The organism is Fundidesulfovibrio putealis DSM 16056 (genome assembly GCF_000429325.1).
GTDB classification, from domain to species: domain Bacteria; phylum Desulfobacterota; class Desulfovibrionia; order Desulfovibrionales; family Desulfovibrionaceae; genus Fundidesulfovibrio; species Fundidesulfovibrio putealis.
Genome location: NZ_AUBQ01000004.1, coordinates 151535 through 176802, shown reverse-complemented (window position 1 = coordinate 176802; position 25268 = coordinate 151535). Strand labels below are relative to the sequence as shown.

Annotated in this window: 22 protein-coding genes; 6 read left to right on the top strand and 16 right to left on the bottom strand. The window is 63.5% G+C overall.

Annotation, left to right across the window (positions count from 1 at the left end; translation table 11 throughout):
• Nucleotides 1-5: 5 nt before the first annotated feature.
• From ligA to uvrB, 4 genes are read right to left on the bottom strand one after another with little or no spacing between them, the layout of a single operon-like run.
• Nucleotides 6-2078: an NAD-dependent DNA ligase LigA gene (ligA, locus tag G453_RS22210; protein WP_043644341.1), complete on the bottom strand. Its 2073-nt coding sequence runs from the start codon at nucleotides 2076-2078 to the stop codon at nucleotides 6-8.
• On the bottom strand, nucleotides 2075-2779 hold the full coding sequence (locus G453_RS0103725) for a DUF3431 domain-containing protein (RefSeq protein WP_235731688.1): 705 nt from the start codon (nucleotides 2777-2779) through the stop codon (nucleotides 2075-2077). The genes ligA and G453_RS0103725 overlap by 4 nt, the downstream gene beginning before the upstream one ends.
• A complete protein-coding gene (locus G453_RS0103720) occupies nucleotides 2776-3840 on the bottom strand; it encodes a potassium channel family protein (protein WP_043644338.1) in 1065 nt (354 codons plus the stop codon). Before G453_RS0103720 ends, G453_RS0103725 begins: the two co-directional genes overlap by 4 nt.
• A complete protein-coding gene (gene uvrB, locus G453_RS0103715) occupies nucleotides 3833-5836 on the bottom strand; it encodes an excinuclease ABC subunit UvrB (RefSeq protein WP_328285385.1) in 2004 nt (667 codons plus the stop codon). Before uvrB ends, G453_RS0103720 begins: the two co-directional genes overlap by 8 nt.
• 105 nt (nucleotides 5837-5941) lie before the next feature.
• On the opposite strand from uvrB, the gene G453_RS0103710 reads away from it, so the two are divergent.
• Nucleotides 5942-6430 (top strand): hypothetical protein, encoded by a 489-nt coding sequence (locus G453_RS0103710; RefSeq protein WP_027189957.1) that lies wholly within the window; start codon nucleotides 5942-5944, stop codon nucleotides 6428-6430.
• Nucleotides 6427-7008 carry an LOG family protein gene (locus tag G453_RS0103705; protein WP_027189956.1) on the top strand — a complete coding sequence of 194 codons (582 nt, stop codon included), beginning with the start codon at nucleotides 6427-6429 and terminating at the stop codon, nucleotides 7006-7008. Before G453_RS0103710 ends, G453_RS0103705 begins: the two co-directional genes overlap by 4 nt.
• Before the next feature lie 111 nt (nucleotides 7009-7119).
• Here the strand turns inward: G453_RS0103705 and G453_RS26995 are convergent, their stop codons facing one another.
• A complete protein-coding gene (locus G453_RS26995; protein WP_169725286.1) occupies nucleotides 7120-7536 on the bottom strand; it encodes a 4Fe-4S dicluster domain-containing protein in 417 nt (138 codons plus the stop codon).
• A 162-nt stretch (nucleotides 7537-7698) separates the two neighbouring features.
• On the opposite strand from G453_RS26995, the gene G453_RS27755 reads away from it, so the two are divergent.
• Nucleotides 7699-7887, top strand: coding sequence for a hypothetical protein (locus tag G453_RS27755; protein ID WP_027189955.1), 189 nt, complete (start codon nucleotides 7699-7701; stop codon nucleotides 7885-7887).
• Between the two features lie 200 nt (nucleotides 7888-8087).
• Here G453_RS27755 and lon read toward each other — a convergent pair whose 3' ends face one another.
• From lon to G453_RS0103650, 9 genes are all read right to left on the bottom strand, one after another.
• Nucleotides 8088-10544, bottom strand: a complete 2457-nt coding sequence (lon, locus tag G453_RS0103690) for an endopeptidase La (RefSeq protein WP_027189954.1) — start codon at nucleotides 10542-10544, stop codon at nucleotides 8088-8090.
• Between the two features lie 203 nt (nucleotides 10545-10747).
• Nucleotides 10748-12001: an ATP-dependent Clp protease ATP-binding subunit ClpX gene (gene clpX / locus G453_RS0103685; RefSeq protein ID WP_027189953.1), complete on the bottom strand. Its 1254-nt coding sequence runs from the start codon at nucleotides 11999-12001 to the stop codon at nucleotides 10748-10750.
• A 54-nt stretch (nucleotides 12002-12055) separates the two neighbouring features.
• On the bottom strand, nucleotides 12056-12664 hold the full coding sequence (gene clpP / locus G453_RS0103680; protein ID WP_043644334.1) for an ATP-dependent Clp endopeptidase proteolytic subunit ClpP: 609 nt from the start codon (nucleotides 12662-12664) through the stop codon (nucleotides 12056-12058).
• Between the two features lie 203 nt (nucleotides 12665-12867).
• Nucleotides 12868-14178 (bottom strand): trigger factor, encoded by a 1311-nt coding sequence (gene tig, locus G453_RS0103675; protein WP_027189951.1) that lies wholly within the window; start codon nucleotides 14176-14178, stop codon nucleotides 12868-12870.
• Between the two features lie 83 nt (nucleotides 14179-14261).
• Nucleotides 14262-15944 carry an ATP-binding protein gene (locus G453_RS22200; protein WP_051271598.1) on the bottom strand — a complete coding sequence of 561 codons (1683 nt, stop codon included), beginning with the start codon at nucleotides 15942-15944 and terminating at the stop codon, nucleotides 14262-14264.
• The gene (gene ercA, locus G453_RS0103665) at nucleotides 15928-17094 is read right to left on the bottom strand and encodes an alcohol dehydrogenase-like regulatory protein ErcA (protein WP_027189950.1); all 1167 of its coding nucleotides are present in this window, start codon (nucleotides 17092-17094) and stop codon (nucleotides 15928-15930) included. The genes G453_RS22200 and ercA overlap by 17 nt, the downstream gene beginning before the upstream one ends.
• A 177-nt stretch (nucleotides 17095-17271) precedes the next feature.
• Nucleotides 17272-17622, bottom strand: a complete 351-nt coding sequence (locus G453_RS0103660) for a hypothetical protein (protein WP_027189949.1) — start codon at nucleotides 17620-17622, stop codon at nucleotides 17272-17274.
• Nucleotides 17623-17640: 18 nt separating this feature from the next.
• A complete protein-coding gene (locus tag G453_RS0103655) occupies nucleotides 17641-18249 on the bottom strand; it encodes a hypothetical protein (RefSeq protein ID WP_027189948.1) in 609 nt (202 codons plus the stop codon).
• A gap of 85 nt (nucleotides 18250-18334) precedes the next feature.
• Nucleotides 18335-19906, bottom strand: a complete 1572-nt coding sequence (locus tag G453_RS0103650; RefSeq protein WP_027189947.1) for a glycosyltransferase family 9 protein — start codon at nucleotides 19904-19906, stop codon at nucleotides 18335-18337.
• A 126-nt stretch (nucleotides 19907-20032) separates the two neighbouring features.
• Here G453_RS0103650 and G453_RS0103645 point away from each other — a divergent pair, with 126 nt between their 5' ends.
• The 3 genes from G453_RS0103645 to G453_RS22190 all read left to right on the top strand — a co-directional run bounded on the left by G453_RS0103645 (nucleotide 20033) and on the right by G453_RS22190 (nucleotide 24213).
• Entirely contained in the window at nucleotides 20033-21361 is a 1329-nt protein-coding gene (locus G453_RS0103645) for a malic enzyme-like NAD(P)-binding protein (RefSeq protein WP_027189946.1), read from the top strand.
• A gap of 267 nt (nucleotides 21362-21628) precedes the next feature.
• On the top strand, nucleotides 21629-23299 hold the full coding sequence (locus G453_RS22195) for a glycoside hydrolase family 3 protein (RefSeq protein ID WP_043644332.1): 1671 nt from the start codon (nucleotides 21629-21631) through the stop codon (nucleotides 23297-23299).
• On the top strand, nucleotides 23296-24213 hold the full coding sequence (locus G453_RS22190) for a DUF1848 domain-containing protein (protein WP_084502079.1): 918 nt from the start codon (nucleotides 23296-23298) through the stop codon (nucleotides 24211-24213). Before G453_RS22195 ends, G453_RS22190 begins: the two co-directional genes overlap by 4 nt.
• An 87-nt stretch (nucleotides 24214-24300) precedes the next feature.
• Here the strand turns inward: G453_RS22190 and G453_RS0103630 are convergent, their stop codons facing one another.
• Complete coding sequence (locus G453_RS0103630) at nucleotides 24301-24486, bottom strand: hypothetical protein (RefSeq protein WP_027189945.1); 186 nt, start codon at nucleotides 24484-24486, stop codon at nucleotides 24301-24303.
• A gap of 37 nt (nucleotides 24487-24523) precedes the next feature.
• Nucleotides 24524-25252, bottom strand: coding sequence for a leucyl/phenylalanyl-tRNA--protein transferase (aat, locus tag G453_RS22185; protein WP_084502078.1), 729 nt, complete (start codon nucleotides 25250-25252; stop codon nucleotides 24524-24526).
• Between the last annotated feature and the right edge of the window lie 16 nt (nucleotides 25253-25268).

Sequence of the window (25268 nt, the reverse complement as noted above, 5' to 3'; positions counted from 1 at the left end):
TGTCCTCACTCGGATGAAACGGTTTCGCCCCGTGTCAGGCGTTCAAAATCGTCTTGAGAGATCACCCGTACACCAAGTGTGCGGGCTTTATCCAGCTTGGAGCCGGGGTCCTGACCCACCACCAGGAAATTGAGCTTCTTGGAGACGGAACCGGACACAACGCCGCCCAGGCGCTCCACTTCCGCCTCTGCCTGGGAGCGGGTCATGCCGGAAAGCGCGCCCGTGAACAGGAACCGCTTGCCCGCGAAGGGCTTGGGGGCATCGCCATCAGTTTCGGCCACGGCCTTGCGCGGCCACAGGCCGATGGACTTGAAGCGCGCCAGCAGTTCGTGGTTGGCCGGATTGCCGAAGAAGGCCCGGATGGACGCGGCCACCTCCGGCCCGATGTCCGGCAGGGCCTGCAAGTCCTCGGCGGTTGCCTCGCTCAGGGCGTCCAGGTCGGCAAAGGCCCCGGCCAGCGTTCGGGCGGTCTGCGCGCCAACCTGCCGGATGCCCAGCGCCCCGATCAGCTTGAAAAGCGGCGTGTTCAGCCGCGCCTGCTCGATGGCGGCCAGGAAGTTTCCGGCCAGCTTCTCGCCCATGCGGTCGAGCTTCATGAGGTCGTCCATGGTCAGCCCGAAGAGATCCGCCGGGGACTTCACCATGCCCTTGTCCACCAGGATCTCGATCCAGCGCTTGCCCACTCCCTCGATATCAAGCCCCGCCTTGGACACGAAAAACACGATGGCCTGGCGCAGCACCGCCGGGCAGGAGATGTTCAGGCAGCGCCAGGCCGCCTCGCCGGAGAGGCGCTCGGCCTTCGAGCCGCAGGAGGGACAGATGTGCGGGAAGACGAACTCGCGCGCGCCTTCAGGGCGCTTCTCCGGCACGGAGCGCACCACCTCGGGAATGACGTCGCCCGCACGCTGCACCACCACGGTGTCACCCTCGTGCAGGTTCTTGGCGCGTATCTCGTCCTCGTTGTGCAGCGTGGCCCGCGACACGGTGACGCCAGCCAGTTGCACGGGAGTCAAAATGGCCACAGGAGTCAGCACACCAGTACGCCCCACCTGGATGTCGATGCGTTCGAGCACCGTCTCGGCCTGATGCGGCGCAAACTTCCAGGCGATTGCCCAGCGGGGGGCGCGGGCCGTGAACCCGGCCTCGCGCTGCCAGTCCAGGCGGTCCAGCTTGACCACCATGCCGTCGATCTCGAAGGGCAGTTTGTCGCGACCCTCTTCCAGCTCGGCGTACAGGGCCTCGACTCCGGCGGCGTCCACCGCCCTGCCCTGCTTCGCTGTCTGGAAGCCGAAAGCGGCCAGCCCCTCCATCAGGGCGCGCTGGGTGGGCCAGGGGTCGCCCAAGGGCCACTCAGTCTGGCCGATGCCGTAAGCGAAAAATTTCAAGGGGCGCGAGGCGGTGATGCGCGAATCCAACTGGCGCACGCTCCCGGCGGCGGCGTTGCGGGGGTTGGCGAACACCTTGCCTCCGGCCTCGTCCTGGGCATCGTTCAAGGCGTGGAAGTCGGCCTTGGTGATGACCACCTCGCCGCGCACTTCCAGAAGTTTGGGCACGGGCAGACGGGCCTTGGCGGCGCGCGCCGTGATGTCCAGGGGGAGGTTTCGCACCGTGCGGATGTTGTCGGTGACATCCTCGCCGGTCTCGCCGTCGCCGCGCGTGAGGGCGCTGACGAAGCGCCCGTCCTCGTAAATGACCTCCAGGGCCAGACCGTCGAACTTGGGGTCGGCCCAGAAGGTGAAATCGCGCTCCGGCAGCACGCGGGCCAGACGCTCCAGGAAGGCCCGCCATTCGTCGAGGCTAAGGGCGTTGTCCAGGCTGAACATGCGCTGGCGGTGCCTGCGCGAGGTAAATCCCTGGGCCACGGCCCCGCCCACGCGTTTCGTGGGGGAATTGGGATCGGCGAGTTCGGGGTACGCGGCTTCCAGGGTTTGGAGCTCGCGCAGCAGGACGTCGTACTCGGCGTCGGAGATTTCCGGCGCGTCGAGGACGTAATATTGATAATTGTGGTGTTCGAGCTGCGCGCGAAGCATCAATGCGCGGGAGCGCGCCGTCGCGCTGTCCTGTCCGGTGCCGGTCATGAATAGGCCTCTTTGTTCAGGGCGGAGTTTCCGCCGAAAATAACCTGCCATAGCCTCTCGAAAGCGTGCCCGGTGTTGTACTCATCTTCCGGGTCGGCCTCAATCAGTTTCAAGCAACGCTCAAAGAAGTCTTTAGGCCTCGCCAATATTCGCTCGCGAGCCACGAAGAGCATCCCTGCGGGAGCCGTTACTAGAAACGATTCCGGCACGTCCCCTGCGAACAGCTCTCCATAAACCTCCCCCACGGGGATGTCCTTGCCCCAGCCTTTCCAGCGCCCTTTCTTTTCAGGGTCGGCCATGCCGTGGGGACGCCCCAGCCGGTCGCACTTGAGCTTGAACCAGGCGAATCCGGTGAACTTCACGCCAAGGCGCACGTTCTGCCCGATGCGCTGCGCGAGCCACTCAGGCCCCGCGCCTTCCTGCATGTGGCCGAAGGGGTCGCCCTGCAGAAACGCCGTGTACTCCGGAAAATCCGGGTAGCGGCGCAGGATGTGGGTAAGATAGGTGTGCGACTCGCGCCCGATGTTGGGAAGCGCGTTCGGGCCGGACTGGCCGGACTTGTCGTACACCACGTGCGGGAAAGGGACGTCCTGAAGCCAGCCGACGTCCTCCCGGTACCGGGCGATTACCAATTCGACTGGCAGCTCAACCGGCAACCCGGACGGCAGCTCGACCGAAGGCGGCTCCTCCCCCGGAGTCACGAAATCTCCCGCTGCATAGCCGCCAGATTCTGCTTTCCTCCTACCAGGATGAGCGTGTCCCCGGCCTCCAGGATCACCTGGGGCTGCGGGTTGAACAGCAGCTTGCCGTCGGGCTTCTTGATGCCGATGACGATGATGTTGAAGCGCTGCCGAAGCTGCGAGGATATCAAATCCTTGCCTGCCACGGGCGACTCGGTGGAGATGGTCAGCTGCTCCATCTGGAGGTCCTCGATGTCGCCGCGCATGGCCAGGTCCATGAATCCGAGCACCGTGGGCCTCAGCACGGACTGGGCCATGCGGATTCCGCCGTACAGATGCGGAAAGAGCACCTGGTTGGCCCCGGCCCGGTTCAGGCGCTGGGAGTGGTCCGGCGAGTCGCTTCGGGCCACGATGTAGATGTCGGGGTTCAACTGGCGTGCAGTCAGCGTCACGTAGACGTTGGCAGCCTCATCGGTAAGGGCGGACACCAGCGATTTGGCGTTATTGAGACCAGCAGCCAGCAGGACATCGTCCTTGGTGGCGTCTCCGGCCACGAATGGGACGCCTTTCTGGGTCAGTTCGTCGATGAGCGGCTGGGAGCGCTCCACCACCACCACGTCGTGCCCTTCCGCGATGATCTCGCGTGCCACAATGGCCCCGATGCGGCCGTAGCCGCAGACGATGGTGTGATTCATCATTTTTTCAATGTCGCGCTGCATCCAGCGTCTCCCGAAGATGTTTTGTATGTGGCCTTCAATCACCAGCTGCACGATTGCGCCTGCAAGATAGAAAAATGTTCCGACACCCGTGAGCAGCACTATGGATGTGAGAATCCGACCGGGGCGGGTGAGCGGGTGGACTTCGCCGTAGCCCACCGTGGTCAAGGTGATGACCACCATGTAGAAGCTGTCGAAGAAGTCCCAGCCTTCGATCCACATGTAGCCGACAACGCCGGATACGAAAATGATCGCCACGGCGGCAAGGCCCGCCATCACAGGCCACAAAACCCCCAGGCCCCGGCGTATGGCGGATATGCGCCTCAGACGTTGACGCAGATGGCGGCGGGGATTCAACTTATTCATTCTCGCCGCCCCTCTTGCGCAGTGCCACGATGGCGTCGCGCAGTTCGGCGGCGCGCTCGAAGGCCATGTCCTTGGCGGCGGCGCGCATGTCTCGCTCCAGGCGCTTGACGAATTTTTCCACAGTCTCGGCGTCCTGGGCCTGAAGCATGATCTCGTCGATGAAGCTCACGCCCTTGGTCTTGGCGTCCTTCTCCGACTTGCCCTGAGCGTAGATGGCGTCCAGGACGTTGTCCATCTCCTTGTGGATGGTCGTGGGGACGATGCCGTGCTCCAGGTTGTGCGCCTCCTGGCGCTCCCGGCGGCGGCTGGTCTCGCCCATGGCCTCGTGCATGGAGTTGGTGATCTTGTCCGCATACAAGATGACGCGGCCTTCCACGTTTCGCGCGGCGCGTCCGAAGGTCTGGATGAGCGAGCGGGTGGAGCGCAAAAAGCCTTCCTTGTCTGCGTCCAGGATGGTCACCAGCGACACTTCCGGGATGTCCAGGCCTTCGCGCAGCAGGTTGATGCCCACCAGCACGTTGAACTCCCCGGCGCGCAGGGCCTGGATGATGGCCACGCGCTCCAGGGTGTCTATGTCCGAGTGCAGGTAGCGGGTGCTTACCCCGAACTTGTTGAGGTAATCCGTCAGCTCCTCGGCCATGCGCTTGGTCAGGGTGGTGACCAGCACGCGCTCGCCCACTGCCACGCGTTTCTTGCACTCCGAGAGCAGGTCGTCCACCTGGCCCTTGGTGGGGCGCACTTCCACGATTGGGTCCAAAAGGCCCGTGGGACGGATGATCTGTTCGACCACGAGCCCCTGGGCGCGCTCCATCTCCCACGGACCGGGCGTGGCCGACACGTACACGGCCTGCCCGATGCGCCCCTGGAATTCCTTGAAATCGAGCGGGCGGTTGTCCAGGGCGGAGGGCAGGCGGAAGCCGTAGTCCACCAGGGTGGTCTTGCGGGAGCGGTCTCCGTTGAACATGCCGCCTATCTGCGGCACGGTGATGTGCGATTCGTCCACGAACAGGATGAAGTCCTCGGGGAAATAGTCGATGAGCGTGGCCGGGGGCATGCCGGGCTTCCTGCCGTCCAGGTGGCGCGAATAGTTCTCGATGCCGTTGCAGTAGCCCAGTTCCTCGATCATCTCCAGGTCGTAGAGGGTGCGCTGCTCGATGCGCTGGGCCTCCACGTGCATCTGCCTGTCCTTGAAATAGACAAGGCGCTCGCGCAGTTCGTCGCGGATGTCGGACATGGCGCGGCTCAAGTTGTCGCGGTCGGAAACGTAGTGCGAGTTGGGGAAGATGACCGTCTTCTTCATCTTGCCGAAGACTTCGCCGGTCAGCGGATCGGTCTCCAGCATGGCCTCGATCTCGTCGCCGAAAAATTCCAGGCGCAGGGCGCGCTCGCGGCTGTAGGCCGGGATGATCTCCAGCACGTCGCCGCGCACGCGGAACACGCCGCGATGGAAATCCATGTCGTTTCGCTCGTACTGGATTTCAACCAGCCGCCCGATGACGTCCTCCATGGACATGCGCTGGCCCTCTTCCAGGGGCAGCACCATCTTGGCGTAGTATTCGGGCGAGCCCAGGCCGTAGATGCAGCTCACCGAGGCCACGATGATCACGTCGCGCCGGGTGAGCAGCGCGTGGGTGGCGCTATGGCGGAGCTTGTCGATATCCTCGTTGATGGAGGAGTCCTTCTCGATGTAGGTATCCGTTCGCGGCAGGTAGGCTTCGGGCTGGTAGTAATCGTAGTAGCTGACGAAGTATTCCACGGCGTTCTGGGGGAAGAGGCCCCGGAACTCGTTGAAAAGCTGCGCAGCCAGGGTCTTGTTGGGCGCAATGATGAGCGCCGGGCGGTTGGTGCGCGCAATCACCTGGGCCATGGCGAAGGTCTTGCCCGTGCCCGTGGCGCCAAGAAGAATCTGGTCGCGCACGCCCTCGTTCAGGTTCTCCGTGAGCTCGGCGATGGCCTGCGGCTGATCCCCCTGGGGAGAGAATGTGCTGGAAAGCACAAACCCTGATTGACTTTTGCCCTGATTTTTCAAATCTTTCCTCGCGGCGACGAATTTTGCAATTCTACGGCCTTGCAGGCCATAAAACAAGCGCGGAGGCCACCCATGGAAATCGATATCGTTGAAGGGCAGGAGAAAATGCCCGTGGACCGTTGCTGGTCCGTGACCGTCGTGATCAAGAGCTTCAAGGGCCGCAAGGACGTGGAAGTACATCTTTTCCGCCCCGACTGGGACTACCTGGAAGAGGAATCCTACGACTGGAACGACATCCTGGGCGACCCCATGCACCCCGACATGGACGCCGACATGGGCTCGGGCCGCAAGCTCGTGATGGAATCCTTCACTCCCGAAGAGCGCGACCTGATCGTAAACTACTTCAAGGAGCGCTACGAAGGGAAGCTGTCCGCCATCCATGCCTGCCCCATCGATTTTCCCGTGCCCCTTGGCATTCCGGCCCTGTGCGACCTGACCGAAGGCAAGGACATCGGATTCATCCTGTTCGACAAGATCCCCAACTATTCCCTGCCCTTCGTCATTCGCGGCTTCTTCGACCTGAGCCAGCACCCCCCCATCGTGGAGGCGCAGCAGCAGTGAAAAGCGTCTGCGTTTTCCTGGGGTCCAACCCCGGCACGTCGCCCGCCTACGCCGAGGCTGCCGTATCCCTCGGCGGGCTTCTGGCCGCACGCGGCATCGACCTGGTGTACGGCGGGGCCAAGAATGGCCTGATGGGCATCCTGGCCAAGGCGGTGGTCCAGGCGGGCGGACGCGCAGTGGGCGTGCTGCCGGGGTTCCTCAAGGCCAAGGAGCTGGCCTTCGAGGGGCTGGCGGAACTCCACGAGGTGGACTCCATGCATGAGCGCAAGGCCAAAATGGCCGAGCTCTCGGGCGGGTTCATCGCCATGCCCGGGGGGCTGGGCACCCTGGAGGAAATCTTCGAGGTGGCCACCTGGGGGCAGCTTGGGCTGCACGCCAAGCCGGTGGGCTTTTACAACGTGCTTGGCTTCTACGACTCGCTGCTGGGCTTTCTGGACCACACCGTGACCCAGGGCTTCGTGAAGCCCGCCCATCGGGGAAACCTGCTGGCTTCGGACGATCCTGCGGCGCTCTTGGACATGATGGAGCAGTTCAAGCCCGCCGTGCAGGGCAAGTGGTACGGCCTGGAGAAGAGCTGAATAGACTGCGGAGCGGCAAATAGACAGACAAAAGGGGTTGCGGGAATAGTTCCCGCACCCCCTGATTCGTTGTGACACGTGCCCCCGCCAAGGCGCACGGATCAGTCATGATCAGTCATGAATGGACTCGCCGCCCTTCAAGAAATTACGCATGAAGAATTTCTGCGCGTACTCCGGCCTGCCATGCGTGGCCAATTCCGACAAACGCACCAGCATGAGCGCGCCTTTCGGGCAAGTCTTCACGCATTCCGGAGTCTCTCCATGCGCAGCCCTGCCGTCGCACAGATTGCACTTCACAGTGGGCGTGTCGCCCATGACCCGTGGCACATGCCAGGGGCAGGCATGGACGCAATCGGCGCAGCCTTCGCAGTTTTCCTCGGTTACGCGGACCACGCCCTCAGCCGTGCGCTGCATGGCGTTGTGCTTGCAAGCGGCCACGCACTTGGCATCCTCGCAGTGATGACAGGAGAGAAACGCAAAATGGTGCGTACCAAGCTTTGTTGCATGTGGAGACACCATGTCCACCATGCGCACCCGTGCTGAAAAGTGGTTGGATTTCATGCATTTTGCCAGACACGCCTCGCAGTGGCCGCATTTGTCGGCATCCTGAATTACAACGTAATTACTCATAATAAGGCCCCCTTGCACTATTCATAGAGCGATGGGGGATATTGTCAATGGCGACCACGCATGAGTGATTTTCATTGCATCGACATCCGAATCCATTCCAATACGGTTGCATATCGTCGTGAAGAGCAACATGAAGACGGCGTGATGCACTTCCTCCGGCAGGCTCGCCCGCGCCTGCTCAAGGACGCCATTGATATGCCCGTTGAAATCAGAACCAGCTCAAATTCTGATATGCTGTGTATCCCGTGACGGGGGCAAGTGGGTTGGCAGTGACGGCTGCAGGCAACAATCACGGGCAGGCCCAGGGCGCCCTCATCGCCTCTCCTCCAAGAATATCCTGGCCTTCTCCTTATCATTTCCCCCCGCAAACGAAGAGAACCCCTCCCGGATGGCCGGAAGGGGTTCGTAGACAGTCTGGACCGGGCAGAATCCCGGTTATTGCGGATTTGCTAGTGACGCGTGTGGTGCTGGTATTCGGCCTTGAGAAGGCTTGAGGCCAGCGGCTCCACGGCGTTGTCCCTGCCGCAGAAGAGCTTGCCAGGAGCCTCGCAGATGATGGCCTGCTCCAACACCTCGTCCATGTTCTTGACCTGGACGATCTCCAGTTCCTTCAGGATGGCCTCGGGCACTTCCTTCAGGTCCTTGGCGTTGTCGTCGGGGATGAGCACCTTCTTGATCTGCCCGCGATGCGCTGCCAGGAGCTTCTCACGAAGGCCGCCGATGGGCAGCACGCGCCCGCGCAGGGTGATCTCGCCGGTCATGGCCAGATCGTTCCTGACGGGCATGTTCAGAAGCGCCGAGACCATGGCCGTGGCCAGGGTGATGCCCGCGCTTGGGCCGTCCTTGGGGGTTGCGCCCTCGGGGACGTGGATGTGGATGTCGATTTCCTTGTGGAAGTCAGGCTTCAGGCCAAACGACGCGGAGCGCGACCGGATGTAGGAGAGCGCGGCCTTGGCCGACTCCTGCATCACGTCGCCGAGCTTCCCGGTGATCTCCACCTTGCCCGCGCCGGGCATGAGCGCGGTCTCCACCATGAGCATCTCGCCGCCCATCTCGGTGTAGGCCAGGCCGGTGGACACGCCCACCTGGGGGGCGTCCTCCATCTCGCCGTGGCGGAACTTGGGCACGCCCAGATACTGGGGCAGGGTCTGGCGGGTGATCTGGAAAGTGGCTTCGCGGTCGCCGCCTTCCACCAGCTTGCGCGCGGTCTTGCGGCACAGGGAGGCCAGCTCGCGCTCGACGTTTCGAACGCCCGCCTCGCGGGTGTACTGGCGGATGACCTCCAGGACGGCCCCGTCGGACACGCTGATGTTCTCGGGCTTCAGGCCGTTCTCGGCGATCTTCTTGGGCAGCAGGAAGTGTTTTGCGATCTGGGCCTTCTCCGTCTCCAGGTAGCCGGGGATGCGGATGATCTCCATGCGGTCCTGCAGCGGCAGCGGGATGGTGTGCAGGGCGTTGGCCGTGGTGATGAAGAACACCTTGGACAGGTCGTAATCCAGGTCCAGGTAGTGGTCGCCAAAGGCGTAGTTCTGCTCGGGGTCCAGCACCTCGAGGAGCGCGGATGACGGGTCGCCCCGGAAGTCGGTGGACATTTTGTCCACTTCGTCCAGGCAGAACACGGGGTTGTTGTACTTCACCCGCTTGAGCGACTGCAGGATCTTGCCGGGCAGCGCGCCCACGTAGGTGCGCCTGTGGCCCCTGATTTCGGCCTCGTCGCGCACGCCGCCAAGCGACAGGCGCACGAACTCGCGGTCCATGGCCCTGGCGATGGACTTGGCCAGCGAGGTCTTGCCCACGCCCGGAGGTCCCACCAGGCACAGGATGGGGCCTTTCATCTTCTCCACCAGGCTCTGAACGGCAAGATACTCGAGGATGCGTTCCTTGGGCTTGTCCAGGCCGTAGTGGTCGGCGTCCAGGGTCTCCTTGGCCTTGTTAACGTCGATCTGGACGTCCTGGAGGGTATTCCAGGGCAGGTCCAGGATCCATTCCACGTAGTTTCGCACCACCGTGTACTCTGCGGAGGACGGCGGCGTGTTCTTCATCTTCTTCAGCTCGCGCAGGGCCTTCTCGCGGGCGTCGTCGGGCAGGTCCTTGTCCTTCAGGCGCTGCTCGAACTCGGCGACTTCGGCCAGGGGGTCCTCGTCACGGCCCATTTCCTTGTGGATGGCCTTGAGCTGTTCGTTCAGGTAATATTCGCGCTGGTTCTTCTCCATCTGCTGCTTGACGCGGCTCTTGATCTTCTTCTCGATGGAGGAGATTTCGATCTCGCCCTGCAGGAGCGCGAAGGCGTCTTCCAGGCGCTTGTTGGGGTCCAGCTGCTCGAGGATTTCCTGCTTCTTGATGTAGTCCACCTTGAGGTGGGGCATGATGGCGTCGGCCAGACGGCCGGGGGCGGTCTGGGCGTTTATCGCCAGGATGGTCTCGGGCGCGAGCTTCTTGTTCACGCGGCCGTAGTGCTCCATGGCCTCGTGCGCGGTGCGCACCAGGGCCTCGGCTTCGCTGCCTTCGCCGTCGTCCTCGGCCATGCGGGAGACGCGGGCCGTGGGGAATTCGTCCTCGAAGCCTTCCAGGCCGTCCTCATCCCATTCGGCGCGGTACAGGCCCTCGAACAGGACCTTGATGGTGCCGTCGGGGAGGCGCAGCATCTGGAGGATTTTGCTGACCGTGCCCATGCGGAAGAGGTCTTCTTCCTGGGGTTTTTCCGTCTCCGGGGTGCGCTGGGCCACCAGGAAGATCTTCTTGTCGTAGGTGGAGACGGCGTTCTCGATGGCTTTGATGGAGGCTTCCCGGCCAACGAACAACGGCACGATGGACCGGGGGAACATGACCACCTCGCGCAGGCTCATCACCGGCAGACGAAGGCTGCCGGCGCGGCGGGGCTGGTCGTCGGAGAAAAAGCTCGTCATGAATGCCTCCTCGGCATGAGTTGTCCGCGCACGGGGAACTGCGCGGAGCGCCGATAATCACAAGAAGTGAGATTAAGACAGGTGTGGAAAAAGTCAAATTATGAAAATGTGAAACAAAATTCATAAATTGAGCGGATACAATAGTCGAAAACCCCCTTCCGTTGCCGGAAGGGGGCTTCAAGTCGGATTCAATCAGGCAGCACTTACGCCGTCTTCACTTCCTGCTGGTAGAAGAGCAGCGGTTCCTGCCCCTTCTCCACCACGGCCTTGTTGATGACGCACTCGGTGACGCCGGTCAGCGAAGGTAGCTGGTACATGATCTCCAGCATGATGTTTTCCATCACGTTGCGCAGGCCGCGCGCGCCGGTCTTGCGCTCAATAGCCTTGCGGGCGATGGCCGCCAGGGCGTTGGTGGTGAAGCGCAGGCGGACCTTGTCCAGGTCGAAGAGCTTCATGTACTGCTTCACCAGTGCGTTCTTGGGCTCGGTGAGGATGCGGATGAGGTCTTCCTCGGTGAGCTCCGTCAGCGACGTGATGATGGGAATACGTCCCACGAACTCGGGGATCAGGCCGAACTTCACCAGATCGGACGGATGCGACTGCATGAGCAGCTTGGACATGTCGTCCTCGCGCTTGCCTTCCATCTTGGCGCCGAATCCCAGGGAGGAGCCGCGATTGCGCTGCTGGACGATCTTCTCCAGGCCGATGAACGCGCCGCCCACGATGAACAGAATGTTGGCGGTGTTCAGCCGGATGAACTCCTGCTGGGGGTGCTTGCGTCCGCCCTTGGGGGGGATGTTGGCCTCGGTGCCTTCGATGATCTTCAGAAGCGCCTGCTGCACGCCCTCGCCCGACACGTCGCGGGTGATGCTGGGGCTGTCGGACTTGCGGGCGATCTTGTCGATCTCGTCGATGTAGATGATGCCCTTGGAAGCCGCCTCGATGTCGTAGTCGGCGTTCTGGAGCAGCTGGACCAGGATGTTCTCCACGTCCTCGCCGACGTAACCGGCTTCGGTCAGGGTGGTGGCGTCGGCGATGGCGAAGGGCACCTTGAGGATGCGCGCCAGGGTCTGGGCCAGGAGCGTCTTGCCGGAGCCGGTGGGGCCGATCAGCAGGATGTTGGACTTGTCCAGTTCCACGTCGCCGCCCTTGGCGCCGCCGGAGTAGAACACGCGCTTGTAGTGGTTGTGCACGGCCACGGCCAGGATCTTCTTGGCGTAGTCCTGTCCGATGACGTACTCGTCGAGCAGGCGCTTGATCTCCGAGGGAGGCAGGAGCTTGCCGTCCTCGACTTCCTCGTTCAGGCTTTCCTGGGCGATGATCTCATTGCACAAGGAGACGCACTCGTCGCAGATGTAGACATCGGGGCCTGCGATGAGGCGCTGGACCTCGTCCTGGTTTTTGCCGCAAAAGGAGCAGCACAGGTCCGAGGAGACTGGGGTCTTCTTTTTAGTCATGTCATCTTCCCTGATGTCGCGCGTGGCGAAATTTGCCGAGTCCGGTGCACAAGGCTACTTGTTCTCTTCTTCCTGGGACTGGCGCGAACTGATGACCTTGTCGATAAGTCCGTATTTCACGGCTTCTTCCGGGGTCATGAAGTAATCGCGATCGGTGTCGTCGCGAATCTTATCAATATCCGTGCCAGTGTGTTTGGCCAGGATTTCGTTCAACCGTTCCCTCATGCGAATAATCTCGCGGGCGTGAATGTCAATATCCGTGGCCTGTCCCTGGAAGCCGCCCATGGGCTGATGGATCATGATGCGGGCGTTGGGCAGGGCGTGGCGCATGCCCTTGGCTCCGGCGGTCAGCAGCAGCGCGCCCATGCTGGCGGCCTGGCCCATGCACAGGGTGGCGACAGGACAGGAGATGAACTGCATGGTGTCGTAAATGGCCATGCCGGCAGTGACGGAGCCGCCGGGGGAGTTGATGTAGATGGAGATTTCCTTCTTGGGGTCCTCGGACTCCAGGAAAAGAAGCTGGGCGCAGATCACGTTGGCCACGTGGTCGTCCACGGGGGTTCCAAGCAGGATGATCCGATCCTTGAGCAGACGCGAATAGATGTCGTAGGCGCGCTCGGTGCGCCCTGTGGTCTCGATGACAATGGGTATCTGGGCGTGCACCCCGTTCTCCTTGGCTGAAATATAGTCTCGCGGCAGGCGAGCCACCGCCGCCGCAATCCGACTGTGACTCATCGCGCTCCCAATGACAAGATGCCTGGGCGCTGTCGACAAGCCGGGGCGGACCATGTCCGCCCCGGCGTACAGATGCATTTCGTGGGCCAGGCCGCCCGAACATGCCGGACAAGCCGCGAACCGGACGAGAACTAGGCCTTGGCTTCGGCTTCCTTGACGGGAACCTTGGTGACCTTGGCCTTGGAATACACCAGCTCCATGGCCTTGTCCGCCAAAATCTTGTCCCGAACGGGAATGACCAGCCCGTTCTGCTCGTAGTGCTGCTTCACGGCCAGCACGTCCTGCCCGGTGCGGGAGGCCACCTGCATGAAGTAGGCGTCCATTTCCTGGGGGGTGGTCTCGATGCCTTCCTTGTCGGAGAGCTTGATCAGCAGCAGCTGGGACTTGACGATCTCCAGGGCCTTGGGCTCGAATTCCTTGCGCAGTTCCTCGTCGGACTTGCCCAGGGCTTCGGGAGCCTTGCCGGTACGCTCGATCTTGTGCTTGGCGTCGTTCACCAGCAGGTCGAGCTGTTCGGCAACCAGGGAAGGCGGCAGTTCGAAGTCGACGCTGGCGAGCATGGCGTCCAGGAGCTTCTTCTGGGCGGCGGCCTTGAAGAGCTGCTGGCGGCTCTGCACGTAGGACTTGGAGATGGCTTCCTTGAGCTTCTCCAGGCCCTCGAAGCTGCCGGCCTTCTTGGCCAGCTCGTCGTCGATGGGGGGCAGTTCCTTTTCCTTGATGATGTGGACGGTGATGTTCAGGTCCACGGTCTTTCCGGCAAGGTCCTGGTTGATGAAGTCGGCGGGGAAGCTCATGGTGCCGGTGTTGTCTGCGCCGGGCATGGTCTTTTTCACCAGGGCCTCGAAGTCTTCCAGGGCCTGGCCTTCGCCCAGCGACAGCTGGAAGTTCTCGGCGCGAACGCCGGGGACGGGCTCGCCGTTCTCTGTGGCGTTGAAGCTGACCACGACCACGTCGCCGTCCTGGGGCAGGCGCGCTTCCTTGACCACCTTCAGTTCGGCCAGATTGCCCCGGATGCGCTCGATGACCTGATCCACTTCGGCGTCGCTGGCCAGAGCTTCCTCTTCCTCGACCTCGAGACCTTCGTACACGGGCAGCTCGAAATTGGGGCAATGCTCGAAGGTGATGACGTAATCAATGGCCTTGTCCTTCTCGAGTTCCACCGGGCTGACATCGAGCTTGGCGATGGCCAGGTACTTGAGGTTGGACATGATCTCGTTGATGTGCACGTTCATCAGGTCGTTGGCGGCCTCGCGCATGATCTGGGTGCGGAACTTGGACTCGACGATGCTGGAAGGAACCTTCCCCTTACGGAAACCGCGCAGGTCCATGTTCTGACGGTAGATGGCGGTGGTGGCCATGAGGGAGGCGTTGATCTCCTCGGCGGGGACCTTGACCTCGATCTTGGTCTCGACCGGGGACACTTCGGTAACGGTATAATCCATGGGACGTGGCTCCTGGGTGATATGGCGGTGCGGACAAAGGGGTTTTGTTTAAGGCATCTTTCGAGAAAAGGAAAGCCCCGGCGTCAACCTCGGCGGGACGGGCCTTCCGGGGCGTTCATGGGCAGACGGATGGAGATCGCCGTCCCCTCTCCGGGCGCGGAACGCACTCCCACCCGCCCCTCGTGCTGCTCGACGACGATATAGTAGACCACGGAAAGGCCAAGCCCGGTCCCCTCTCCCACTCGCTTGGTTGTGAAGAACGGCTCGAACACGCGTTCGCGCACGGACTCATCCATGCCGGGGCCGTTGTCCTCCACCTCCACGCAGGCCATGCCCTCGCACCAGCCGGTTCGAACGGTGATGGCGGGCTCAACCGTTCCGGCGGCGGCCATGGCCTGGGCCGCGTTCTTCAGGAGGTTCAGGATGACCTGTTCGACCTGCGTGGGGACGCACCAGACGGAAGGAAGGTCCGGCGCATCCACGCGGGTGATGCGCACATGGCGGAAATCGTACTTCTTCTTGAGGTCGAACTCGTTGACCGCAAGCTCCAGGGCCTTGTCCACCAGCTGTGAAAGCTGGACCTGGGCCTTGCTCATGTCGGAGCGGCGGCTGAACTCCAGTATGTTTGAGACGATGCGCGACGCCCGGATGCCGGACTCCTGCACCGAACGCAACATGGAGGGGATTTCCCGGTCCTCCAGGTAGGCGTTCATCACGCCCAGGTCCAGGCCTGTGCGCTGGGCGGCTGCGCGGTTCGCGGGCAGCTCCGGGCTGAAGCGGCGCAGCACGGACTGCACGCCCTGAAGAATTCCGGCCAGGGGGTTGTTGATCTCGTGGGCCATGCCTGCGGCCAGGGCTCCGACGGAGAGCATCTTCTCCGTCTGCATGAGCACCTCTTCCATGCGCACCCGGCTGCTCACGTCGTCGATGCGGGCAACGGCCTCCTGCCTGCCCTGGTTCAAAGGAAAGATCGTGACGTCGTACCAGGCGGCCCCGCCCGGCCCCTTGCCGGACAGGCGGCGCAGCGTCCGAGTGTTGCCGTCCTTCATGGTGTCCAGAAGGGCCTTGGGCAACTCGGGCAGCCACGGCAGGACGTCCGAGAGCAGCTTTCCCGTCTTTCCCTGGTCATCCCGCACATCCCCGGCGCCGACACCGGCCATGGCGGCGCAGTGGGCATTGAGCAGGGTGACTTCTAAATTTTCGTTCACGCCGACCAGCAGAGAAGGCATGGCGTCCACGATGGAACGGAGATAGCCCCAGGCGCGCGCCAGCTCCTTCTGGGATTCCAGCCGAGCGGTCACGTCCCGTGCCATCACCACTGCCAGGGAGCGATGGTCCAGGCCCAGTACGGATGTGGTGATCTCCGCCGGGAACCTCCCTCCTCCGGCCAGGGGAAGGCTGAACACCACGGCGGCCCGATGGGTGTCCACCTCGCCGCGCAGGAGCCCGGCAAGCGCCTGCTCCTGTCCGGGCGAGAGCAGCGCATGCAGAAAGGTTCCGGCCATCTGTTCGCGGGTCGTGCCCATCTTGCGCAAGGCGGTCTCATTGATGTCCGTGATGCGCCCCGAATCGGCCTCCACCACGAAGATCAGGTCGCTGGCGTTGTCCAGAAGCGTCCGGAAACGCTCCAGTTCTTCCATGCGCGCCCGCAGCTCCGGGTAGTAGCTCTTGCGCATGGAGCGCTCGCCAAGCCCCATGAGCTTGTCACGCAGGCTCTCCGGATCCTCGGGAGCAGCCTCCCGTGGGTCATCAGAGCGCCGCTTCATAGATAGCCTCGATGTCCGCCTGCGCAGGTTTCCTCGGGTTGGTCAGGATGCAGGGGTCCTGCATGGCCAATGCGGCAAGGCGCGGGATGTCCGCGCGCGTGACCCCGAGCTCTCCAAGATTCCTGTTGAGGTCCACTTCGGCGCGCAACGCCTTGACGGCCCCGAGCAGCATGTCCAGCACCTCGTCGTCGGGGAGACCTTCCACGGCGCAGCCCAGGGCCTTGGCCACCTTGCGGTAGCGGCGGGGCGCGGACGGATAATTGAAGGCGATGACCGGGCCAAGCAGGATGGCGTTGCACTCCCCGTGCGGAAGGTCGAGGCTGCCCCCCAGGCTGTGGGCCATGCCGTGCACCGCGCCCAGGATGGCGTTGGAGAAGGCCAGGCCGGCATCCAGGCTGGCCAGGCACATCTGCGCACGGGCCTTGAGGTGCAGGGGCTCGCGGACCGCGCGGACCAGCCAGCGATGGACCAGCCGCATGGACTCCAGGGCGAACAGGTCCGTCACCGGGGAGCTGGCGTTGGAAACGTAGGCCTCGATGGCGTGGGTCAGCGCGTCCACACCGGTCTCGGCGGTGAGGGCGGCGCTCATGGTGGTGGTGGGCATGGGGTCCAGCAGGGAGACGTCCGGCACGAGCATCTTGCTCACCAGGGCGATCTTCACTTTGCGGGTGGTGTCGGTGATGATGGCGAACTGCGACACGTCCGCCGAGCTTCCGGAGGTGGTCGGAATGCACACCATCGGAGGCAGGGGGCGGTGGATGGTGTCCACGCCCTCATATTGCGTGATGTGTCCGCCGCAGGCGTTCACCACGCCGATGCCCTTGGCGCAGTCCAGCACGCTGCCGCCTCCCAGGGCCACCAGCGCGTCACATCCCTCGGCGCGGTAGAGCTCTTCCCCGGCCATGACCTCATGGTCCTTGGGGTTGGGCGTGACGTCGCTGAACAGGACGCAGTCGATCCCGGCGGAACGCAGGTCCGCTTCCAGCAGGGCCGACCATCCGGAATCGATGAGTCCGGCGTCGGTCACGAGCATGGGGCGCCTGGCTCCCAGGTTGGCCGCATGTCGGGCGGCAAGCTTTGACGCGCCCTCGCCGAAGACGAATTCCGGCGCGACGAACTTTCTCAATCCTGGTTCCTGCCCGTCAGCCATGTCGCACCTCCCGATTCAATATGTTCGGAGGGGTCATCAGGCCGGAGCGTACCGGAAGCATTGATGCAAAACAAGCGTCAATAAACTGTATGGCTTGGAAAACAACGCGGCGCAGGCGTTGGGGAGGGAAAACGAGACAAAAGCGGGCCGGACTCGCGCCCGGCCCGCCATTCGGGATCAGCCTGCCTTGTCGACGAATCTGCCGCCAATGGGAGAGACGCGAAGCGACGAGCGATACCCCGTCAGGCGCTGGTTCTCCTGCTTGGCACGCAACAGGTCGCGCCTGATGGCTTCATGCAGGCGTCTGGCTTCCGCCGTGATCTGCCCCTGAAGACTCTGCAACTGCATGAGCTTCTCCTTCAGGGCGCCGATCTTTTTCGGATCGCGCATGCGCCAGGCCTCTTCCATCAGGGCCAGTCGCTCCGTGGACAGGCGCTCGGCCTCGTCCACCTCGCCCTCGGCGAGCTGGTCGAGTTCCTTGCGGCCGGTCTCAAGAGCCAGCTCCAGGATGTCAATCTCGTCCTTCATAAGAATGCCGCCTTTTCGTTAGGCCGCTCGGGCAACTTCCTTGATGTCCTCGCGCAGTTGGGCAACGACCTTCTTCCAGCGCTCCACAGCGGGAATGAACTCGTACTCCAGGAGGTCGGCCAGGAGAATCCAGTCCTCGTTCTCGATGACCTCGACCATCTCGCTGAACAGGCTGGAGAGCTCCTCGGCGGACTCATTGAAATTCGAGGATTTCTTCAGGCTGAACTCGCCGCGCAGCACGCCGATCATGCCCATGAAGTCGCGGGTGACGTCCAGGAGGTCCTGGTAGACCTCGAGGGCCTCGCCGTCGTCGGCCTTGCGGAACAGCTCGGCCACGCGGCGCGCGCCGTGGTCCATGAGCGTGACCACCTTGTAGAGCTCGCGCGTGATGTTCACGGCCATCTCGCTGGTGGGCATGCTCACGATCTCCACCGATTCGATCTCGGCGGTTTCCACGTCTTCGGCCTGATGGGGATAAATTTCCGAAAAGGGTTCACCGTTGACCATCACGTCGGTGACGATGCGTCCAGTCAGGTGCTTGTCTTCCATAACCTTGATGAGGAGCTGTTCCAGGTTTTCAAAACCCTGGGCATCCAGCCCTGTGTCCCGGCCGTCCACTGTTATCATGTCTCTCCCTCCTGATTGAGCGTGGCGGATTTGTGGCAAAATATTCCCGCAACCGGCCACATTCAAGGAGCGTGCCAGACGTGAATCAGGGCCGTGGAACGAACAAGCCCGACAGGGCGGAGACCATATCCGCGACGCTTAGCGCGAAAGAATCGAAGCGGGACATGTCCGGGCTTTCAGCCTGGGAAAGATGCAGCCAGAGGTGCCCCAGGGTGCTGAATGCCGGGTCGGAGGCGAACAGGCTTTCCAGGCGCTGCCAGGTGGCCATGAACTTGCTCCTAAGGGCCGGGCGCGGCGCCATGGCCAGAAGGCGCGACTGCTGTATCAGGACATCCAACAGGCCGCCCGCCTGGAGAAGCACCCCTGCAAGATGTTCCCGGAAGGCGGGCGAGAGCCGCTCGGCCTCGTCCCCACGGAAGGACTGCGGCTGGCCGTCAAGAAACCGTCGCCAGGCCTGGCGCTGGATTTCATTCCAGACTGTCCTGTCCGCGCCGTCGTGGCCGGAGAGCGAGCGCAGGCCGAGAAAGCCCCCGGCATCGGAATAACATTCCCAAGCCCGCACGCCCCTCCCCGCCACGTCCGGCCAACGGCCCGATTCCAGCCAGCCGTCCAGGCAGGCCGCGACGGTCTCCGGGCGAACCGCGTTGCGGCAGGCCCAGTCGATGGGACATTCATGGGAGAAGGAACAGGGATGGCAGGGCAGGTCCGGCTCCAGGCAGCACGCGCCCGGCAGGTACGGGCCGGTGTCCCAGGGCTGGGCCGTGGCCAGGAATATCGCCAGGATGGGCACGCCAAGCCCTGCGGCCAGGTGCATGGTGCCGGTGTCGTTGGTGACAAGCACGCGCAGAAGGCTCACTGCGGCGGCCAGTTGAGGCAGGCCGGTGCGCCCCACCAGATTCACGTGCGGCACGCCGGTGCTGGCCGCGAACCGTCCGGCCAGCTCCTGCTCGTCCTTGCCGCCGAGCAGAACCGGCAGCAGGCGGTGGCGCTCCCACAAGCGCTGTGCGACCTGGGCGAAATGCTGCGTAGGCCATTGCCGTTTGGCCGCGCTGGCACCAAGCTGCAACCCGACATATCCGGCGATGTCCGTCGCGTTTCCGATGGCCTGCTCCGAAATCAGGGCCCGCACGTCCGACAGTGCCGACGGGTCCGGTTCGGCCAGCCGGAACCGGCGCGGAGCGTCGCCCAAATGGGCGGCCTTGAAGAACAGATCGACGAGATTGAAGGGGCTGGAGCCGCGATGAAGCGCCGTGGCTTCCAGGAAGGCGGCCCAGGGGGTCGAATAAATTCCGTAACCGAAGTCGTCCAGGCCGAAGCCCTGCACAACGTCCGCACGCATGGCCCGGGCCAGGAGCCGCGAGGGCAGCGACGAGGTGAGGTTTATCACACGGTCCGGGGCGAACTCGCCGCGCACATTGTCCACGAAGCCCAGGCAGCTGCCCAGGGCCACAGGCCAGGATCGGTCCAGCTCGGCCAGAAGGCGCGCGCCAGGGATGGCGAACACGGCGTCCAGGTCCCTGACCAGGGCAGTCGCGGGCAGGAAGTTCTGCAGACAAACCAGGCCGACCGTATCTCCGGACTCTTTGAGTCCGGTAAAGACGGGCTGGGTCTGGAGCAGGTCGCCGAAGCGGGTCAGATTGATGACGAGCGTACGCATTTCAGACCATTCCAATCAAGAAACGGACCAGACAAAATGATGTTGCATTAATTCACCGAGTCCTCTACCAATCGAGGCGTTCGCCACTCGCCCGCTTCAACGCTCGACAGCTTTTGGAGGTCCTAGATGGCTCTGTTCACCAAAGAGGAAGCTCTGCGCTACCACTCGGCAGCGCGCGTCGGCAAGCTTGAAGTGGTTCCCTGCAAACCGTTCCGCAACCAGAAAGACCTCTCCATGGCCTACTCGCCGGGCGTGGCCGAGGCCTGTCGCGAAATCCACGCGGACCCCGCCAAGGTGTACGACTACACCAACCGCGGCAACAACGTCGCCGTCGTGTCCAACGGCACCGCCGTCCTGGGCCTGGGCAACATCGGCCCCAAGGCCGGCAAGCCCGTGATGGAAGGCAAGGGTTTCCTGTTCAAGATCTTTGCCGACATCGACGTCTACGACCTGAACATCAACGCCGCCAAACCCGAACAGGTCATCGAATTCTGCAAGATGCTCGAACCCTCCGTGGGCGGCATCAACCTGGAAGACATCAAGGCCCCCGAGTGCTTCGAGATCGAGCAGGCGCTCATCGAAATGCTTGAGATCCCCGTCTTCCACGACGACCAGCACGGCACGGCCATCGTGTCCGCCGCTGGCCTTCTGAACGCCTGCGAGATCACCGGCAAGAAGCTCGAGGATCTGCGCGTGGTCGTCTCCGGCGCGGGCGCTGCCGCCATCGCCTGCTCCAAGCTGTACGAGGCCATGGGCATCCAGCGCTCCAACATCGCCATGTTCGACACTCGCGGCCACATCAACAAGAGCCGCACCAACCTGCACTCCACCAAGGCCTACTTCGGCGACGTGCAGAAGATCGAGTACGCGAGCCTGGGCGAAGCCATGAAGGGCGCGGACGTGTTCCTGGGCCTGTCGGTCAAGGGCGCGGTCAACCAGGACATGGTCAAGGGAATGGCCAAGGACCCGGTCATCTTCGCCATGGCCAACCCCGACCCCGAGATCTCCTACGCCGACGCCAAGGCCGCCCGTCCCGACGCCATCATGGGCACCGGACGTTCGGACTTCCCCAACCAGGTCAACAACGTCTCCGGCTTCCCCTTCATCTTCCGTGGCGCGCTCGACGCGGGCTCCAAGAAGATCAACGAGGAGATGAAGATGGCCGCCGCCAAGGCCATCGCCGCCCTGGCCAAGGAGCCCGTGCCTTCCGAGATCTGCGACATGTACGGCGTGAAGGAATTGAAGCTCGGCATCGATTACATCATGCCCAAGGCCCTCGACTTCCGCATGCTGGAATGGGAAGCCCCCGCCGTGGCCAAGGCCGCCATGGAAACCGGCGTGGCCACCAAGAAGCTGGACCTCGAGCAGTATGCGAAGGACCTGCGCAAGCGCATGGACGACGCCCACAGCCGTATGAACCAGTTCCTGGGCACCTACGACCTGAGCATGATCTAGCCTCGCCTCACAAGCTGAACAGACAAGGGCGCGCCGCGAGGCGCGCCCTTTTTTCATTGCGCGCCAATTCACGCACAGGTTGCCTGCGCCCGGCGCGTCGGGGAAGGCGTCCGTGTCGGGTGCATGGTCCAGAGTCCCGACCAGGCGCGCAGCCTCTGCGGCTTTTCGCGTAAGCGCCTGCTCATGTACGGATCGGGGAATCCCGGCCACGGTGCGGCCCGCGTGAAGAGCATTCACCTTTGCCCTGTGATGATGTAAGCTCGTCCCATGCGAATTCTCACATACTCGGCACTGTTTGTGGCGCTGCTGCTCGTCCCGTTTCGTCCGGCCCCGCTTGCCGCCGCGACGGTCGACCAGATCCTCTCCTCCATGACACTGGAAGAAAAAATCGGGCAGATGATGCTGGTGGCCTTCAAAGGCCCCGGCGTGTCGCCCGAGCTTGCCGAGATGATCGCAAAGCGCCACATCGGCGGGGTGATCCTCTATTCCTCCTGGGGCAACGTGGAGAACATCCGCCAGGTTGCGGCCCTGAACGCCGCCATCCAGGCCGCTGCCGCCGCCACGCCGCGCGCGGTCGGACTTTTCGTAGGCATCGACCAGGAGGGCGGCCCGGTGATCCGCCTGCGAGAGGGCGTCACCGTCTTTCCAAGCCAGATGGCCGTGGCCGCCACCGGCAACAGGGAGCACGCGCGGGCCATGGCGCGGGTGATGGCCAGCGAACTCACGGTGCTCGGCGTGAACCTCAACTTCTCGCCCGTGGCCGACGTCAATTCCAACCCGGACAACCCCATCATCGGTATCCGCTCCTTCGGTTCGGACCCCAACGTGGTCTCGCGGCTGAGCGCCGCCATGGTGGAAGAATACGTGCGCGCCCGCATGCTCTGCACCCCCAAGCACTTTCCCGGGCACGGCGACACGGACGTGGACTCCCACCTGGGCCTGCCCCTCTCCAACCACGACAAAAAGACCCTGGACCGCATCGACTTCGCCCCGTTCCGGGCCACTTTCGCGGCCAAGGCCCCGGCGGTGATGACCGCCCACGTGGAGGTTCCGGCCCTGGAACCTGCCCGCGACCTGCCCGCCACGCTTTCTTCCAAAATTCTGGAAGGCGCTTTGCGCAAGGAGCTGCGCTTCGACGGGCTCATCGTCACAGATTCGCTGGGCATGGGCGCGCTCTCCAAGGGCGTGGGAACCGTGCGGGCAGCCGTCATGGCGGCCAAGGCCGGAGCGGACGTGCTGCTGTTCGGCGCGGACATCGGCCACGAGCCAGCCGACCAGATCGCAGCCTTCGACAACCTCGTGGCCGCCGCGAAATCAGGCGAGATCCCCATGGAACGCATTGACCGCGCCGTGCGCCGCATCCTCACGGTCAAGGGCGAATACGGTCTGCTGGACGCGCGCGCCATCCCCAACCGCGCCCTGGAGATTCCCTTCCGGGTGGGCATCGCCGAAAACCGTCAGGCCGCGCTTTCCGCCGCGCAGGACAGCATCACCCTGCGCCACGACCGTCTGAGGCTGCTGCCTTTGAAGCCAAGCGACCGTGTGCTGATCATCTGGCCGGAGCGCAACTCCAACGACGCCGTAGGCTCCCTGCCGCTGGCCCCTGGCACGGCGCTTCTGCGCACCGCGCGCGAACCCTCGTCGCAGGACCTGCGCAACGCCGTGGAAGCCAGCGCCCAGGTGGACAAGGTGGTGGTGTTCACCTACGACGCCACCCGCAACCCCGCCCAGCAGAACCTGGCGCGCACGCTCCTGGCCATAAAACCGGGCGGTTTCGTGCATGTGGCCCTTGGCGCGCCCTACGACCTCTCGCTGTTTGCCGACGCGCCCACCTCCGTGGCCACCTACGGAGACGTCCCGGCCTCGATAGAGGCGCTGGCCAAGGCGCTGGCCGGGCGCGCGCCCTTCACCGGAAGGCTCCCGGTCCGCCTGCAATGATCGTCAGCGCCTCCCGGCGCGCCGACATTCCGGCACATTATGCCCAGTGGTTCGTGAACCGGGCGGCCGCCGGATGGTGCGCCGTGCCGAACCCGTTCAACGCCAGGCAGGTAAGCCGGATAAGCCTCGCGCCCCAGGACGTGGACGCCGTGGTGTTCTGGACGCGCGACCCCAGGCCCATGATCGCGCACCTGCCCTGGCTGGACGGCCTGAGGCTCAGGTCCGTGTTCCAGTTCACCCTGGTGGAATACCCCCCTGCCCTGCATCCGGGCATGCCCGCGCTCGGCGAACGGCTGGACGCATTCCGACGTCTGGCCGAGGCCATAGGACCGGAGCGCGTGCTGTGGCGCTATGACCCCATCGTGCTATCTTCCCGGTTCGGCCCGGACTACCATCGGAAAAATGTCGAGATGCTCTCAAAAGCGCTGGATGGATACACCAGACGGATGACTGTGAGCCTCGTGGAGCCGTATCGGAAGATCAGGAAGCGCCTGGATCAAGCTGGAGTGGACCCGCTGGCCCCCGCTGAATCACATCTCGCGGGGATGTTCACGGACATGGCCGCCATGGCGCGCAGCCGGGGCATGGAGCCGCAAAGCTGCGCAGACGAAGCCGGTCTGCATCACTTCGGTTTCTCGCCTGGAGCCTGCGTGGATGGTGAGTTGCTGCGCCGCCTGTTCGGCGTCACGTCAGAAAAGAACAAAGACCCGCACCAGCGCTCCGCCTGCCTCTGCGCCCCCAGCAAGGACATCGGCATGTACGACGCCTGCCCGGCAGGGTGCGCCTACTGCTACGCCACGCAGAATTTCGAGCGTGCACGGCGCAACTTCGCGGCGCACGATCCCCTCTCTGACTCGCTTCTTGGGGAGGCGCCCTGCCCCAACGTGTCGGGAGAGCGCAAGAACAAACAATAATACACAGTAACTATAGGGGATTCCAAAGGGACTTGTCCCTTTGGCCGCCGGAGGCCTTCTTGCTCAACATACCCCCAACAACAGCTCTCAGCCCCCGCTGCTCCGCCTGACGAAACGAAAGCGCATCACGCCGTCCACGTCCTCGCGCTCCATGCGCCACTGGCCGAACGTGGCGGCCAGTTCCTCGAAAAGAGCCGCCTGGCCCGGATCGGCCCAAATATCGACAACACCCGCCTGCACGAACCGGAGGTGCCACCCGACCTCCGCGCCCACGCCTCAACACTTGCCGCGAACATCCAATGCGATCTTCTCAACGCTCACGCAGGGCCTCCTTTCTGGCAGCCGGATCGTTCCACCAGGCAGGGGCGCGCCAGCCTTCGCGCTCATGCTCCATGGCCGTGGCCTCCCGCACCAGGCGGGTGAATTGCCTGCGCGGCACCTCGCGCGCTCCGAATCGCATCACGTGCGGTGTGGCCTGCTGGCAATCCATGAACGGGTATTTCAGGTCCCTGAGCAGCCAGACCAGATGTGCGAAGGCGACTTTGGATGCGTTGCCCTCCTCATGGAACATGGACTCGCCGAAGAAGGCCCGCCCCACTGCTACGCCGTAGATCGCGCCCACCAACTCCCCGTCCAGGCGGCACTCCACGCTGTGGGCGTATCCGGCCAGATGCAGGCGCACGTAGGCGCGGATCATATCGTCGGTTATCCAGGTGCCGCCTTGTCCGGGCCGATACATCACGGCGCAGGCGCTGATGACCGCCTGGAAATCGGTATCAACACTCACTTGGAAAGGATGGTTGCGAAGGTAACGGCGAAAACGCGAATCGAGCGTCAGGTCTTTGGGGCGCAGGATGGGCCTGGGGTCCGGAGCCCACCACAGGATGGGGTGCTCGTCGTTGTACCAGGGAAAGATGCCCCGGCGGTAAGCTTCAACGAGCCGAGGCACGGACAGGTCTCCCCCCACGGCCAGGAGACCGCCTGGGTCGGCGGTCTCCGGGTCCGGGAATCCGATGGTGGAGCCCAGCAAGGTTATCACGACCGTACCAAGCCGG